The sequence below is a fragment of the Microbulbifer maximicatervae (SeqCode) genome (assembly GCF_052468295.1).
This window is the reverse complement of record NZ_CP174340.1, coordinates 4,360,001-4,375,278: the sequence shown is the minus strand read 5'-3', so window position 1 is coordinate 4,375,278 and position 15,278 is coordinate 4,360,001. Positions and strand designations below refer to the sequence as shown.

Genomic DNA, 15,278 nt, shown 5'->3' with positions numbered 1-15,278 from the left:
GCTATGCTTGCACTGATGTAAAAAAATAGTATTTGGCCATCGATTAAAGGACGGTCGTCGATATGATCAGGCGCACCAAAATTGTTGCCACCCTGGGTCCAGCTACCGATAAAGAAGAAACACTTCGGCAATTAATCAAGGCCGGTGTGGATATGGTTCGCCTGAACTTCTCTCACGGAAAAATCGATGATCACCGGCGCCGTGCAAAATTTGTCCGTGATGAAGCCGAGCGTCAGTGCAGACATATTGCCCTGCTGGGAGATTTGCAGGGGCCAAAAATTCGTGTCGGAAAATTCACTGATGGGCGTATATATCTGCGCAAAGGTGAAGAATTTATTTTGGACCCGGATTGGGATAAAGAAAGTGGCAGTCCTGAAGGTGTCTGGGTTGATTATGAAGCACTCGCAGAAGACTGTAATGAGGGAGACTGCCTGTTACTGGATGACGGCCGATTGAGTTTGCGCATAAAAAAAATTATTGGTCTGTCGTTAAAAACTGAAGTTGAAAATGGTGGCTGGTTATCTGATAGAAAGGGAATAAATAAGCAGGGAGGTGGCCTTACTGCGCCGGCACTGACAGAAAAAGACCATCGGGATATCAAAGTTGCCGCCGAGTTACAGGTAGATTATTTAGCCGTTTCTTTCCCTCGCGATGCTCGCGATATTCACAAAGCGAGAAAGTTACTTAGAGAGGCGGGTGGCACCGCACATATTATTGCCAAAATTGAAAGGGCTGAAGCGGTATCCAATGATGCTCGCCTTGAGAAGCTCATCTTAGCCAGTGATGCCATTATGGTAGCGCGCGGTGATCTCGCCGTGGAGATTGGTGATGCAGAATTAATGGGAGTACAAAAACATTTAATCAGCTATGCCCGCTATCTCAATCGGGTAGTTATTACTGCGACACAAATGATGGAGTCGATGATTTCGAGCCCGGTACCTACTCGAGCAGAAGTCTGCGATGTGGCCAATGCAGTACTGGATGGTACTGATGCGGTAATGTTATCTGCTGAGACAGCGGCAGGTGAATATCCTATTGAAACCGTTAAGCATATGGCTGAAGTGATTCTTGGGGCAGAAAAACACCGTAAAATTTATTCCACGCCGGAAAGCCTTCGCGGCGATTACCCTGCGGGTGATGCGTGTATCGCCATGGCCGCCATGATCATAGCGAATCATTGCCGAGAAATTAAAGCCATTATTTGCCAGACCGAAACTGGAAATACTGCGTTATTGATGTCGAGAGTATGTGCATTAATTCCTATTTACGCTTTTTGTCGGCACCAGAAGTGCTGCAATCGTGTAGCCCTCTACAGCGGCGTTGACCCTGTATTAATGGATGTTTCTAATATGGACGGCCCGCTGCGAGATCAAAAAGCAATTTCTTATTTGCTGGATCAGGAACTGCTAATTTCAGGGGACTTCGTTTTGATATCCCGGGGTTATCAACAGGATATTGGTGGTCACACCGATACCCTGCGTATTGTCCGCGTGCCCTGATACAAACGATTAAATTACAAATTCTTACAGTGCAAATAACTTACCCCGCACGAACACATCTAACCAGTACCTTGGTCTCCAATTCCTGCTCAACACAGCGAAACTTCTGACCGTCAAGGGTTAATGACTTTGGGCTTCCCTGGGGCGCGGTTGTCGAACAACCGGCAACTCCTGTCGCCAGGGCCACGGCAAGCAGAATAAGTAGTATTTTCTGCACCGCAGTTACCTCTTTGAGTAATGTGAGTGACGCATTCCCGAAGAACTTGTTTATTCAGGGTAGAGGTAATAGCTGTCATTGAGATGTATAGCGCGCCAATTTGTTAAAAGTGGCGACAGTGAGCTTGGATGGTGAGGCTATTTAAGTGGGCGGTTGCACTGAGGTTGGCGATTAACTTACCCCGCTGCGTCTTTTGATGGTTTGCTACAGCGGGGTTAGTTACCTAATAAAGCTTGGAGTTAGCGTCTACCGCGATGGTGTCCACCGCGAACACGATAGTGGCCTCTATGGCCCCGGTAGCCGCGATAACCGCCGCGGTGATAACTTCTATAGCCTCGGTGATGGGCCCGGTAGCGGGCGTGGGGTGACCGAGGATAATAGAAACGGTTGTAGTAGGGCATTCCGCGATAGTAGTAGCGAGCCCGGTAGCGAGGGTGGCCGCGGAATGATGCGGATCGGTAACTGGCGTAGCCACCGCGGTAATAATAGGTATTCACCGGCGTGAAACCAACGGTTTGGTAAACCGGTGTCCTGTAGGAAGTTAAATAGACATTACTCGAAGCGTAATAGTTGGGTGTGGCATAGGGATAAGCGTAGGAGGAGGTGTAAGCGACTTGCCCTCCACTTGGGCCACCGTAACTGGTGTAGGTGGTGTAGTAACCATCGGTGGCACAGGCACCCAGGGCTAGGGCTGTGCACACCGTGGCGGTGAGAATCACCGTTTTAACAGCTCTATTCATAGTGCTTTCTCCGGTAAGTGGAATTTCCCCCCGGAGAGGCCCGGCAGGGGCCAAGCCCCTAGGCGCGCCAACTAGGCGAGCACAGAATCTCAGACTTAGTAAGGTCTTGCGCGCGGCGGTGGATCGACAATTTGATACTGGGTATTTACAACCGCAGGCGGTCTCAGGCGATAAAAGTTGCCGTCCCAGTAGAAGTTACAGTGCTGCATATTGTGACAGGTGCCATCCGGGTGGCAGTGGGCATAGCGGCCACGCAGGTTGTAATACGTCTTGTTGTAATAAGGGCTGTATCCGTAATAACTGGCGGAACAATCGTTGCCTCCGCAGGGATAGCCGGATGTTCCATTACAGGCCGATAGAGCCAGTCCTGCTGCGATGGCGAGCGCACAACCTGAGCCTCGCAGCAATCTAGTGGGCAGCGGTTTCATCAAGACCTCCACACCTATTGGCGGGTAACACTTCTACATTCAGCCTAGCATTTTTGGCGCGTGAATCATCACGGGGCAGAGTAAATGTTCTAGCAAAGCTGAATACCGAGGCAGGTCTGTGTTGGTTGCTGGAAACTCTTCAGTTTCGATTTGATAGACCCACTTGTTCGGAGTCAAAAAAGGTAAGGTCGGCGGGCGGGTGAAACCACTAAAAATTCACGCATTGTGAGAAAAAAGGTTCTCTCGCAATGCGCAAATCAAGGCATGAAGGCTCTTTAACTTAGTGACTACTTGGCAGGAGATTGGGGTCTATTGATTCTAAGTAGGCGCCGCTGCTCAGCAATTGTTTCGCCTCTTCAATATCCGGGGCAAAGTAGCGGTCCTTGTCATAGAAAGGTACTCGGGCGCGAAGTTTTGCCTTGGCGGCCTCCAGTTTTTCCGTGGATTTTAACGGCGCGCGGAAATCCAGTCCCTGGCAGGCAGCGAGTAGCTCCACCGCCAGGATGCCACAGGTATTGTCGGCCATATCCCGCAGGCGACGGCCGGCAAAGGTGGCCATGGATACATGGTCTTCTTGGTTGGCGGAGGTGGGCAGTGAGTCCACGCAGGCGGGGTGCGCCATGGATTTGTTCTCACTGGCAAGCGCCGCTGAAGTGACCTGGGCGATCATAAAGCCGGAGTTCACCCCGCCATTTTCCACCAGGAAGGGAGGCAGGCCGGATAGGTTGCTGTCGATCAGCAGCGCCATACGACGCTCGGACAGGGAGCCGATTTCTGCCAATGCCAGCGCCAGGTTGTCGGCGACCATCGCTACCGGCTCTGCATGGAAGTTACCACCGGAAATAATGTCGGAGTTATCCGGATTTTCCTCGTCGGTAAATACCAGCGGGTTATCGGAAACACCATTTGCCTCGGCCAACAATACTTCTGCAGCGAAGCGCATCTGCTGCAGGCAGGCACCCATGACCTGGGGCTGACAGCGCAGGGAGTAGGGGTCCTGCACTTTTTCGCAGAACTGGTGGGAATCACCGATCTGGCTGGTCTCACCGAGCAGGTCCCGATAAATTGCCGCTACGTCGCGCTGAGCCTGTTGGCCGCGGGCGTTGTGAATACGATCATCGAAGGGGCGGCGTGAGCCCTTGGCGGCTTCCAGGGTAATGGCACCGGTTACTAGGGCGCCGGCGAACAAGTCTTCACTGGCGAACAGGCCGAGCAGGGCAAAGGCGGTAGAAGCTTGGGTGCCATTTAGCAGGGCGAGCCCCTCTTTGGGGGCCAGGGTAATGGGCTCTAGTCCCGCGGTTTTGAGGCCTTCGTGAGCACTCTTGCGCTCGCCCTTGATAAATACTTCCCCTTCGCCGAGAAGTACCACGCTCATATGAGCCAGGGGCGCCAAATCGCCAGAAGCGCCGACAGAGCCTTTCTCAGGGATAGCGGGGTAGACACCGGCATTGACCAGTTGCATTAAAGCTTCGATAACCTGCGGGCGCACGCCGGAGAAGCCGCGCGCGAGCGAGTTGATTTTCAACACCATCAGCAGACGCACGGTGGCTTCACTCATAAAGTTGCCGGTACCGGCGGCATGGCTCAGTACGATAGCGCGCTGCAGGTTTTCCAGGTCGTGCTTTTCAATACGGGTGTTGGCCAATAAACCAAAACCGGTATTAATTCCGTATACCGTTCGCCCTTCGGTAATAACTTGGGCAACGGTGTGGGCAGAGGCTTCAATAGCGGGATAGGCGCTTTTCGCCAGGGACAGCTGCACCGACTCGCGGGCTACGCGGCGCAGTTGCGCAAGGCTCAATTGACCGGGATCGATTTCCAATTGATACATAAATTCATTCACCAAAAAATATTTACTGCTTAGCAGGCTGTTGAAAAACAGCCTGCGCGGGCGGTGCGAAAGCGCCTGCCGCAAAGGTGGCTTGAAAAAGTTGCTTGTTGGCTTTTTCAACACCCTGTTAGGCGCCGGCGGCGCAGCCCGATCAAAGTTATTCGGGCTGTAAAAGATTTCCGCCGGCGGTATTTTTATTGCGGTAAAAAATCAGTCGTTCAGCATGGGCAGGTCCAGGCCCTGCTCTTTTGCACATTTTTTTGCAATCTCGTAACCGGCATCGGCGTGGCGCATTACGCCGGTGGCGGGATCATTCCAGAGAACCCGTTCGATACGTTTGCGCGCAGCTTCGGTACCGTCACAGACAATGACCACCCCAGAGTGCTGGGAGAAGCCCATGCCTACGCCACCACCGTGATGCAGGGATACCCAGGTAGCGCCGGAGGCAGTGTTCAGCAGGGCATTCATCAGCGGCCAGTCGGAGACAGCGTCGGAACCATCCATCATGGCTTCAGTTTCGCGGTTGGGGCTCGCTACAGAGCCGCTGTCGAGGTGGTCGCGGCCGATCACTACCGGTGCTTCCAATTCACCGTTGGCTACCATCTCGTTAAATGCCAGTGCCAGGCGCGCGCGATCTTTCAGGCCCACCCAGCAGATACGTGCGGGCAGTCCCTGGAAATGAATCCGCTCGCGGGCCATATCGAGCCAGTTGTGCAGCTGCGGATCGTCGGGAATCAGTTCCTTAACCTTGGCATCGGTCTTGTAGATATCTTCCGGGTTGCCGGACAGGGCCGCCCAGCGGAAAGGACCGACACCTTCGCAGAACAGAGGGCGAATATAAGCGGGTACAAAACCGGGGAAATCGAAGGCATTTTCCACACCTTCCTCGAGAGCCATCTGACGAATATTGTTGCCGTAGTCGAGGGTTGCGGCTCCGCGCTTTTGCAGCTCCAGCATGGCTTCAACCTGAACCGCCATAGACTGTTTGGCTGCCTTTACTACTGCGGCTTCATCTTTCTTGCGCATCTCCGCTGCGTATTCCATGGTCCAGCCCTGGGGCAGGTAGCCATTTAAAGGATCGTGAGCGGAAGTCTGGTCGGTAACCGAATCTGGCAGAATATTGCGTTTTACAATTTCCGGGAAAATATCTGCTGCGTTGCCCAGCAGGCCAACGGAAATGGCTTCGCCTTTTTCCATCGCGACTTCAATCATTTGCAGGGCTTCGTCGAGGCTGGTGGCTTTTTTGTCTACATAGCCAGTGCGCAGACGGAAATCGATACGGGTTTCGTCGCACTCTACTGCGATCATGCTGAAACCGGCCATGGTCGCCGCCAGTGGCTGAGCGCCACCCATGCCGCCGAGGCCACCGGTAAGAATCCATTTGCCTTTCGCTTCGCCATTAAAGTGTTTGCGTGCGACGGCGGCAAAGGTTTCATAGGTACCCTGGACGATGCCTTGGGAGCCGATATAAATCCAAGAGCCGGCAGTCATCTGGCCGTACATGGCCAGGCCTTTTTTATCCAGCTCGTTAAAGTGTTCCCAGTTGGCCCAGTGGGGTACCAGGTTGGAGTTGGCAATTAATACCCGGGGTGCATCGGCGTGGGTTTTAAAGACTCCGACAGGCTTGCCGGACTGCACCAGCAGGGTTTCGTCGTCTTCCAGGCGCTTCAGCACTTCGACAATCTTGTCGTAGCACTCCCAATCCCGCGCGGCGCGGCCGATACCACCGTACACCACCAGGTCCTCCGGGCGTTCAGCTACCTCGGCGTCCAGGTTGTTCATCAACATGCGCAGGGGAGCTTCGGTGAGCCAGCTTTTGGCATTGAGCTCACTGCCGCGAGGCGCGCGGATTTTGCGGCTGGGATCGTGGCGTTTGTCGGTAGACATAGCTTCCTCGTCAATTTTTCTCGTAAAAAAATTCACACGTCCCGGATTTGATTGTTTCTTTTCCCAGGGCGCGCGGGATAAATCAATAACTAGAATCTCAGTTGTGCACCGAGGCGGTATCGATTGCCTGGGTGAACCAGGCGCGCGAAGCTCACGGTGCCGGCACTGCATTTAGTGCGCCGCCAAACCTGGAGGCACGCATCTCCGGGGGCAATTTCCAGAGCGTGGGCGATAGCGGCTTCCGCAGCTATGGCCTCGACGGTTGTATCGGCCTCGGTCAGCGGTGCGACTTTGGAAAGATAGGCGTTGGGGGTGGTGTGGGCGAAGTCCTGGTCCAGGTAATCTGGAGCCAAGGCTGGATTGGTAAACCGCTCTTCCCACTGCACCGGCAAGCCGTTGTCACAGTGCACAATAATGGAGTGAAACACTTTTGCCTGTTCGGGCACTTCCAATGCCAGGGCTACATCGGCGCTGGCGACACAGGGCTGAGCTAACAGAATGCGGTTGCTGTAACTGTGCCCCCGGGCCGAGATCTCGTCGGCGATATTGCGCACTTCCAACAGTGAGCTGGCGGGCACCGGCTCGGCGACAAAAGTACCCAGCCCCTGGGAGCGCATCAGAACGCGCTCATCGGTTAACTCGGTAAGTGCCCGCCTTGCGGTCATCCGGCTCACACTGAATTGCTGTGCCAGTTGGTTCTCCGAGGGCACCTGGGAATGAATTGGCCACTCGCCAGACTCAATTTGTTGGCGGATATGGCGCTTGATGGCCGCGTATCGGGGTTCACTTGCAGTATTCATAGACTCAGGTACAGTGCTTCCGTGGCTTGTATATTGTTGTATATACAAGAATAGTTACGGCTACTATGGTTTCCCTGCTGCGGGCTGTCAAGTCGAAGAGGGGAGCTGTATCCTGCCCGTTACTGGTTTGTCGGTCATCGGGCCGAGCATCTATGGTTTAAAAGGAAAAGCGTGCCGCTAAAAGCTTATGTCAGAACGCTGTGATTTGCTGATTACCAATTTGAATGCCGCCACAATGGACCCATCCATTGCCGGTGGTTACGGTGTTATCGAGGATGCTGCAATTGCGGTAACCAAAGGTCGGATCGTTTGGATTGGTCCCCGCCGGGATCTGCCCGAGTGCACCCCAGACCGCATTGTTGATGGCGAAGGTCAATGGGCAACTCCGGGCCTGATCGATTGCCACACGCATCTTGTATATGGAGGCCATCGCGCAGGGGAGTTTGCCCGTCGCCTGGGGGGAGAGAGTTACGAAGAAGTGGCTCGCTCTGGCGGGGGTATTATTTCTACCGTGCGGGCGACACGGGGTGCCAGTGCCGAGAACCTGTATAAGTTGGCTGAGCCCCGTCTGCACGCCCTGATGGCCGAAGGCGTTACAACCGTGGAAATTAAATCCGGTTATGGCCTGGACCTGGATACTGAACTAAAGCAATTGCGCACCGCGAGACGCCTGGCGCAACACAACTCAGTGGAAATAGTAACGACCTGTCTGGCAGCTCACGCTCTGCCACCGGAATACGACGGTCGTGCCGATGAATATATCGACCTTATCTGCGAGCAGATATTGCCCGCTGTAGCCCGCGAGCAACTGGCCGATGCCGTGGATATGTTTTGCGAGACGATTGGATTTACCGTCGACCAGTGCCAGAGGGTTATCGATGCAGCGAAAAAACTGGACCTGCCAGTAAAAGTACACGCCGAGCAGCTGGCGCGTACAGGGGCCACTGAAATGGCGGCAAAGTCCGGGGCATTATCGGTAGATCATATTGAATACATCAGCGATGCGGATGTCCGGGCCATGGCGGAAAGTGGCACTGTGGCCGTCCTCCTGCCAGGAGCCTTCTATACGCTGCATGAAACCCAAGTTCCCCCTATTGAAAAGTTACGCGAGGCAGGGGTTTGTATGGCATTGGCTACAGACCTTAATCCCGGGAGCTGTCCAATCGCTTCCCTGCGTTTGATGATGAACATGGGTTGTCAGCTGTTTGGCTTAACTCCGGCAGAAGCTCTCGCAGGTGTTACCCGTGCAGCCGCTCGGGCATTGGGTTTATGTTGTTCTCGCGGTGTACTGCGCGAGGGGCTGCGAGCAGATATTGTTCTTTGGCCGATGGATACCCCGGATCAGCTCGCTTATGAAGTGGGCGCTCTAAAGCCTGCAAAAATTTTCTTGGGAGGTCGCGATGTTACAACTTGCTGATATGCAATTATGGAGCGGTCGCACTGATTCTGAGGATGGACGTGCAGGTGAGCGCTGGCACCAGCGGATTTCTCCTTTGCAATTGGATGACCCTCCCGGCCTGACTATTCTCGGCTTCGCATCTGATGAGGGTGTGCGTCGAAATAAAGGGCGAATTGGCGCGGCCAAGGGACCGAGAATATTGCGTTTGGCCATGGCGAACTTGCCGGCAACTTTTGATGCGCCCTTATACGATGCGGGTAACGTCAGAGTCGAACGGGAAGACTTGGAGTCTGCCCAATCGCTATTGGGTGCCCGTATTAATGAGTTGCTCGGTGCCGGTCACTTTCCACTGGTATTGGGAGGCGGCCATGAAATTGCTTTTGGTAGTTATCAGGGGATTGCCCGCTGGATGCGCGAGCATCACCGCGAGAGCAGCCTGGGTATTATCAATTTTGATGCGCATTTGGATTTACGCACACCTGCACCAAAGGGGTCATCGGGTACGCCATTTTTCCAGATTGCAGAGCAGTGCAGGATAAATGGCCGCGAATTTAATTATCTCTGTGTAGGCGCAGCGGATAACGCCAACACACCTGCTCTCTACCAGAGAGCTGATGAGCTGGGTGCCCAGGTTATTCGGGATCGTGAAATCAGTAGTTGGAATCTGAATACGGTTCAGGCGCGAATCCGCGACTTTATTGAGAAGGTGGATTTTGTCTATCTGACGGTATGTCTGGATGTATTGCCGGCGGCAGTAATGCCAGCGGTGAGTGCCCCCTCTGGCAGGGGGGTTTCCATGGAGTTTTTGGAAGTCTTGCTGGATACCGTTTTGGAATCCAATAAAGTTTGTTTGGCGGATATCGCTGAATTTAATCCTTATTTCGATATTGAGGATCATGGTGCGCGTACCGCGGCCCGCCTGGGATTTCAAATTGCAAATCGTGCGGCCAGAAAAATCCCCTGAGTATTTTTAATAATACAGCGCGGCTACTATGGCTTTGAAGGTCGCGTTAACTTCAGTATTAGAAACTACTATTTTAATCTTTATCCACAGCCGTAAGTGACTGGCAGAAAGCTCCGCTTTTGCAGTTGATATGATCAAAGATCTTGAAATTAAGCACTTAAAAACCCTGGAAATACTATTCAGGGTTGAAAGTATCTCCCTTGCCGCAGAGCATCTGCAGGTTTCGCAGCAAGCTGTCAGTTTGCAGCTGAAGAAGATTAGAAAAATAGTTGGGGATGATCTATTTGTGCGCACTGGGCATGGAATGGCTCCCACCAGTTATGCAAAATTTATAGAGCCACAGATTCGACAGGTGCTGATGTTGCTCAGTGAGATTCCCGCCCCGGGTTCTCTTGATTCAAGCCAGACTTCCCGGACCCTGGTGATCTCTGCTACAGATTACGCGCAAAAAGTGGTTGTTGCCGAGTTGATCCAAAGGGTCAGGCAATATGCGCCGAAAGTGAAATTTATTGTCACTAATATTGAAAGCGTCTCGCTCACCCAGAAAATGCATCAGGGAGAAATTGACTTAGCTTTCACATCAGCGGGGTATGTGCCTGATGGAATTAATACACAGGTGCTCTTTAATGAGCGTTATGTCTGTGTATCGGCTAATCCTATATATAGTTTAGATGAGTTGGTTCCTATTGATCAGTTGATGCAATCTGATTTTGTGATTACATCGCCTGGGGTTGGAGGCTTGCGCGGTTCAGCCGATCGTTGGCTAGAGGGGCAAGGTCTAAAAAGAGAGATTGTTGTTTCGGCGCCCTCTTTTTATATAGCCCAGGAGTTCTTGAAAAGGACAGATACCCTGGCCTTTATTCCCTCTAGGTTGATGCCTTGTGAGGGCTTGGTGGAAATTACCTTGGACAAGTATCCACCTGGCTACGAAGTTGTAGCCGCCTTTCATCCCCGAGTGGAAAATGATCCATTGGTAAGTTGGATTCTCAAGGATCTGCACCAACGGTTTTCTAAGTCAATGGCTTCCTGATTGTATCCGTAACAAGCTTTACTCCATAGCTTTGGCAAAGCTGCCTTTCTACTATGATTTTTTCAAAAGCTAGAAAGCGTACAGGTCTGTTATGAGTATTCTGAATATTAATCCTTCTTCACTTTATGATGGCAGTTCTTCCTGCCTATCCCACGCCCGAGTCGATACCAAAACAGGCTTGGTATTTGTATCGGGTCAGGTGGATTGGGATAGTAATTGTGAAGTTAAAAACATAGGGGTTGGTGCTCAGGCGGAAAGCGCCATGCAAAACTTATTGACAGTATTGGATGAGGCCGGATCGTCGGTAGAGAACCTTTTGCAGTTACGTATCTATGTGCGTGGAGAAGTTAGTGAGCATCTGGGGGAAATAGTCCCCGTGCTATCTAAATATTTGGGTACTACTCGCCCGGCAATCACGGGAGTGGGAGTCACATCCCTGGCGTCGCCAGAGACATTGATAGAAATTGAGGCAGTGGCTAAAACGCTGCTTTAAGTACCTGAATAAAAAAGCCCCGCATTGCAGGGCTTTTAAGTTTTACTTGAGGTGTTCCCTAAGCTCGGAGCCTGCTTGATCAAGGGCATCCTGCACTGCGGGCACGTCACTCAGGGCATTTAGTAGGCCGTAGTCGTGAATCATGCCGTTATAACGAACAGCGGTTACGGTCACACCAGCTTCGTTAAGTTTGCGGGCGTAAGCTTCGCCTTCATCTCTCAGCACATCCATCTCAGCAGTCTGCACCAGAGCGGGAGGCAAGCCGACCAACTGGGATTTGCTTGCGCGCAGAGGTGAAGCATAGATCTCGTTGCGCTGTTTGGGGTCGGTAGTGTAGTTATCCCAGAACCACTTCATCATACCCCGTGTCAGGAAGTGATCCTGGGCGAACTGCTTGTAAGAAGCGTTGTTGAAGTTGGCATCGGTAACCGGCCAGAGCAGCAGTTGGAATTGCAGATCCGGTGTTCCTTTCTCTTTCGCCATCAAGGCAACCACGGCTGCCATATTGCCACCAACACTGTTACCGGCCACGGCAAGACGGGACCCGTCGACACCGATCTTTTCGCCATTCTCCGCGACCCACTGGGTAGCCGCATAAGCCTGGTTAATTGCAGTCGGGTACTTGGCCTCTGGAGATGGGGTGTAATCCACATATACCGCAGCGGCGCCGGAGCGTTGAACCAGATCGCGGATCAAGCGTTCGTGGGTTGGGTAGTCACCCAAGACCCAGCCTCCGCCGTGGAAATACATAAAGGCGGGAATCTGGCCCCGGGTGTTTTTCGGTTTAACGATAGTCAGTTCCAGCTTTTCGCCATTAACCCTAATGGTTTTCTTGCTGACTTCAGCGGGCGGCAATTGCGCACCCTCTTGGGCTCCGACCAGGACGGCGCGGGCATCTTTTGGTGATAGTTGCTCAATGGGTTTGCCGCCACCTTGCGCCAGTGCTTGAAGGAACCCCTGGGTATTTTTCTCCACACCAGGGGAAATAGAAGCAGATGCAGAAGCCATACCAAGAGCAAAGAAAAGGGGTAGTGCCAGCTTGGAAACTTTTAAGCCATTCATAACGGATACCTTCAACTCTCTACCGGTTGCTTAAGCGGATATGTGCAGGCGCACATCAACATTGCCTCGGGTTGCATTGGAATAAGGGCAAACTTCTTCGTGAGCGGTGTTGGCAATTTTTTCTGCCGTCGCCTGATCCAGGCCAGGAAGATCGATGTAGAGGTCAATATCCAGACCGAACCCCTTACCCTGGGGACCGATTCCAACTTCAGCGCGCACAGTGGTTTCTTCCGGGACTTTTACTTTCTCTTTACCGGCGACAAACTTAAGAGCGCCAATAAAGCAGGCAGAGTAACCCGCAGCAAACAGTTGCTCTGGGTTGGTGCCATCGCCACCGGAGCCGCCAAGCTCTTTGGGAATACTGAGCTTGACGCTTAACTTTCCATCTGATGATTGAGCTTCGCCATCACGGCCGCCATTTGCGGTTGCTACTGCGGTGTAAACTGTTTGCATTAACCTGTCCTCATTGATGTGTGTTTGTCTGTCAGAAGCCGCCTGGAATGGAGTCCAGTCCTTTTCCCGCTGGATTTATTGAGCTGGGGGTAGTAGTCCGGATTTCTAAGTCAGCTTCTAAACAGCGCGTCAGCTTGGGCGCCAGATAAAGTTATTGCGATAACTATTATTGCGATAATTAAATATCTCTATAAGGGTGATAGCTATAACAAATGGAGTCAAAGCGGGGCCCCGCTAATGGCGGGGCGATAAAAGAGGGAAAGATTAGGGGTTCGCTAAATATTGGCGAAGCGCCTCTATTTGCGTCTTTAGCGCCCGTGCAGACTGAGGATTCAAGCCACAGGCATTCAGCACCTGAGTGGGAATTGAAGAAGCCTCTTTTTGCATCGACCTACCGGCATCAGTCAGCTCGATAATGACTCGACGCTCGTCCTCCGGATCTCGGTGGCGGTTGATCAGCTTTTGATTCTCCAGTCGTTTGATAACTGGCGTTAGGGCACCCTTATCCTGGCCGAGCCGCAGACTCAGCTCCGTAGCGGTGATTCCGTCGTCTTCCCAGAGTACCAGCATCATCAAGTATTGGGGATAGGTTATTCCCAGTGTCTCCAATAGAGGCTTGTACATTTTGCTCATTGCCAGGGAGGCAGAATACAGGCTAAAGCAAAGTTGGTTATCGAGTTTTTGGTCTTCGTTTATGGACTTGGCCATAGGCACACCCTACTTACCGGTGGCAGTTTTGCGCCAGTGTAGCGCAAGTATGGACTTACCACGCTCCTTCATTGTTCCAGAACCGACACATACTGCCAATCGAGAGCAGCGAAACTTTTTGTAAGGTTTTATTTGAAGCCGGTACAGTAATTTGCATAGACGATGGAGTGGCCGGTGGAATTACGGGATCAATTATTTCAACAAGCGACTACGGAATATACCGAAGGGGTTTCCCGGCTGGTACATAGCTATGTGCGATCAAAAGCCGAGCATGATGATCTGTTACAGGAAATCTGGCTGGGACTCTGGCGGGCCCTGCCGACATTTCGCGGTGATGCCAGCTTAAAAACCTTTGTATATCGTATCGCACATAACCGCTGTGTGACCGAGCTGACCCGTAGAAAACCTTATCATGGGAGTGATGATGAATTACTGGAGCTTGAGGACCACCAGCCGGGCCCCGTAGAGCGATTGGTAGCCGAACGCAAGTCTGAACAGCTGGTTCGTGCAGTGCAGAAATTACCCTTAGGACTCCGGCAGACATTGACTCTTCGCCTGGAAGGCATGAGCTATGCGGAAATCTCTGAAGTTCTGGGTATTACCGAGTCCAATATTGCAGTGCGGCTCAACCGGGCAAAAGAGCGTCTCAATATCTGCCTTTTGGGAAGTGAAAAATGAATGAAGCAGACACAGAAAAGCAGTGGCTAGAGCTGGAAAGTATCTGGAAGGGGCAACAGACTAGCGCAGAAATCCCAATTACAGTGCTGAATTGGGTGCGTCGCCAGGAGCGACGAATGCGATTGGTGGTCGCTTTTGAATATCTTTTTGCAATAGCTGGGGTTATCTATTTGCTAGGAGTAATTCTTGCGAAGAACTACCCAGATACCATGTACCGAGTAGCTTTTGTTATTGCGACGCTCGTTTCGGCAATAGTATTTTCGACAGTTAATCGGCGAGGTCTATGGGCCCCGCTAGAAGAATCGGCAAAAGCTTATGTTGAATTAGGGCTGTTGAGGCTTAGGCGAAAACGTCGAGAAGTTTATTTCAGCTGGTTATTCCTGGTCCTGCAGATATTTATTATCAGTTTGTGGGAACTTAGCAGGTTTCTTCGTGGAGCGGCGGAACCTTTGGTCCGTAATCCTCAAGAAGCACTCATAGTATTGTCTGGGTTGGTTGTAGCTCTCGCTTTATATAGTTTTTATATTTATCGGCGCACAGAAAAAGAAGAGAGAGTATTAACTAGCTTCCAGGAAAATTTATAAATTAACTGTAAAGAAAAAAATCCTGACGGGACTACAAAGGGGAATACATATAAAACGAAGGATTGAATAATGTTTACAGATGTGGAGCAATTGCTAAGTGGTTTTTCAGCGTTTCTAAGCGAGTTAAATCTACTCAAAGCTTTCCTGTTTCTTGTTTTCTTCTTGGTTGTCTGGTTTCTTCCTGCATTGATTGCCTTTTTCCTCAATCGGAAGCACTTCGGAAAGATCTTAGTAGCTAATGTTCCCGCCGGTCTTTCCTGGTTGGCATGGTTTGCGTTACTGGCTTGGGCTGTTACCGGAAAAATGCGTAGTAAGAAAGGAGAAGTAAGTGAGTGCGCAGGTGTGCAGGGAGAACGCCCTGCCGCTGGTAAGCCTATAAGTAAATGAGTGGATGTTTGAAATAGGGGTTACTTCTTTAAGTAGCTGAATAACCTCTGATGATTACCTACACCCAAGTGCTGATTATCTTTAGTACGATTTTTAACCAAAAGCCGTTTTGAAAATT

Annotated in this window: 17 protein-coding genes; 8 read left to right on the top strand and 9 right to left on the bottom strand. The window is 51.7% G+C overall.

The genetic code is table 11. The annotated features are described in order from the left end of the window. Window positions 1–62 precede the first annotated feature (62 nt). On the top strand, window positions 63–1,499 hold the full coding sequence (gene pyk / locus ACJJIQ_RS19390) for a pyruvate kinase (protein ID WP_444895740.1): 1,437 nt from the start codon (window positions 63–65) through the stop codon (window positions 1,497–1,499). Window positions 1,500–1,539: 40 nt separating this feature from the next. Here pyk and ACJJIQ_RS19385 read toward each other — a convergent pair whose 3' ends face one another. The 6 genes from ACJJIQ_RS19385 to hutC form a co-directional block, all read right to left on the bottom strand. After that, window positions 1,540–1,716, bottom strand: a complete 177-nt coding sequence (locus ACJJIQ_RS19385; RefSeq protein ID WP_413663747.1) for a hypothetical protein — start codon at window positions 1,714–1,716, stop codon at window positions 1,540–1,542. 239 nt (window positions 1,717–1,955) lie between these two features. Beyond that, window positions 1,956–2,456 (bottom strand): hypothetical protein, encoded by a 501-nt coding sequence (locus tag ACJJIQ_RS19380; protein WP_282930780.1) that lies wholly within the window; start codon window positions 2,454–2,456, stop codon window positions 1,956–1,958. A 95-nt stretch (window positions 2,457–2,551) separates the two neighbouring features. Further along, a complete protein-coding gene (locus ACJJIQ_RS19375; RefSeq protein ID WP_282930781.1) occupies window positions 2,552–2,884 on the bottom strand; it encodes a hypothetical protein in 333 nt (110 codons plus the stop codon). Window positions 2,885–3,164: 280 nt separating this feature from the next. Beyond that, entirely contained in the window at window positions 3,165–4,715 is a 1,551-nt protein-coding gene (gene hutH, locus ACJJIQ_RS19370; protein ID WP_445362774.1) for a histidine ammonia-lyase, read from the bottom strand. Between the two features lie 210 nt (window positions 4,716–4,925). Next, entirely contained in the window at window positions 4,926–6,602 is a 1,677-nt protein-coding gene (gene hutU / locus ACJJIQ_RS19365; protein WP_445362773.1) for a urocanate hydratase, read from the bottom strand. A gap of 89 nt (window positions 6,603–6,691) precedes the next feature. Continuing rightward, complete coding sequence (gene hutC, locus ACJJIQ_RS19360; RefSeq protein WP_282930784.1) at window positions 6,692–7,402, bottom strand: histidine utilization transcriptional repressor HutC; 711 nt, start codon at window positions 7,400–7,402, stop codon at window positions 6,692–6,694. 187 nt (window positions 7,403–7,589) lie between these two features. Here hutC and hutI point away from each other — a divergent pair, with 187 nt between their 5' ends. The 4 genes from hutI (at window position 7,590) to ACJJIQ_RS19340 (ending at window position 11,288) form a co-directional block, all read left to right on the top strand. Then, on the top strand, window positions 7,590–8,819 hold the full coding sequence (gene hutI / locus ACJJIQ_RS19355) for an imidazolonepropionase (RefSeq protein WP_444895744.1): 1,230 nt from the start codon (window positions 7,590–7,592) through the stop codon (window positions 8,817–8,819). Continuing rightward, window positions 8,803–9,765: a formimidoylglutamase gene (gene hutG / locus ACJJIQ_RS19350; RefSeq protein ID WP_108734921.1), complete on the top strand. Its 963-nt coding sequence runs from the start codon at window positions 8,803–8,805 to the stop codon at window positions 9,763–9,765. The genes hutI and hutG overlap by 17 nt, the downstream gene beginning before the upstream one ends. A 130-nt stretch (window positions 9,766–9,895) precedes the next feature. Further along, window positions 9,896–10,795, top strand: a complete 900-nt coding sequence (locus ACJJIQ_RS19345; protein WP_445362772.1) for a LysR family transcriptional regulator — start codon at window positions 9,896–9,898, stop codon at window positions 10,793–10,795. Window positions 10,796–10,886: 91 nt separating this feature from the next. Next, window positions 10,887–11,288, top strand: a complete 402-nt coding sequence (locus ACJJIQ_RS19340) for a RidA family protein (protein WP_282930788.1) — start codon at window positions 10,887–10,889, stop codon at window positions 11,286–11,288. A 42-nt stretch (window positions 11,289–11,330) separates the two neighbouring features. Here the strand turns inward: ACJJIQ_RS19340 and ACJJIQ_RS19335 are convergent, their stop codons facing one another. The 3 genes from ACJJIQ_RS19335 to ACJJIQ_RS19325 all read right to left on the bottom strand — a co-directional run bounded on the left by ACJJIQ_RS19335 (window position 11,331) and on the right by ACJJIQ_RS19325 (window position 13,511). After that, window positions 11,331–12,350, bottom strand: a complete 1,020-nt coding sequence (locus ACJJIQ_RS19335) for an alpha/beta hydrolase (RefSeq protein ID WP_445362771.1) — start codon at window positions 12,348–12,350, stop codon at window positions 11,331–11,333. Between the two features lie 30 nt (window positions 12,351–12,380). Next, complete coding sequence (locus ACJJIQ_RS19330) at window positions 12,381–12,803, bottom strand: organic hydroperoxide resistance protein (RefSeq protein WP_445362770.1); 423 nt, start codon at window positions 12,801–12,803, stop codon at window positions 12,381–12,383. A 264-nt stretch (window positions 12,804–13,067) separates the two neighbouring features. Beyond that, on the bottom strand, window positions 13,068–13,511 hold the full coding sequence (locus tag ACJJIQ_RS19325) for a MarR family winged helix-turn-helix transcriptional regulator (protein WP_444906922.1): 444 nt from the start codon (window positions 13,509–13,511) through the stop codon (window positions 13,068–13,070). Window positions 13,512–13,685: 174 nt separating this feature from the next. On the opposite strand from ACJJIQ_RS19325, the gene ACJJIQ_RS19320 reads away from it, so the two are divergent. The 3 genes from ACJJIQ_RS19320 to ACJJIQ_RS19310 all read left to right on the top strand — a co-directional run bounded on the left by ACJJIQ_RS19320 (window position 13,686) and on the right by ACJJIQ_RS19310 (window position 15,160). Continuing rightward, window positions 13,686–14,189 carry an RNA polymerase sigma factor gene (locus ACJJIQ_RS19320; RefSeq protein ID WP_445362769.1) on the top strand — a complete coding sequence of 168 codons (504 nt, stop codon included), beginning with the start codon at window positions 13,686–13,688 and terminating at the stop codon, window positions 14,187–14,189. Then, window positions 14,186–14,773 carry a hypothetical protein gene (locus tag ACJJIQ_RS19315; RefSeq protein ID WP_445362768.1) on the top strand — a complete coding sequence of 196 codons (588 nt, stop codon included), beginning with the start codon at window positions 14,186–14,188 and terminating at the stop codon, window positions 14,771–14,773. Before ACJJIQ_RS19320 ends, ACJJIQ_RS19315 begins: the two co-directional genes overlap by 4 nt. Before the next feature lie 69 nt (window positions 14,774–14,842). Next, window positions 14,843–15,160, top strand: coding sequence for a superinfection immunity protein (locus ACJJIQ_RS19310; RefSeq protein ID WP_444915223.1), 318 nt, complete (start codon window positions 14,843–14,845; stop codon window positions 15,158–15,160). Window positions 15,161–15,278 lie beyond the last annotated feature (118 nt).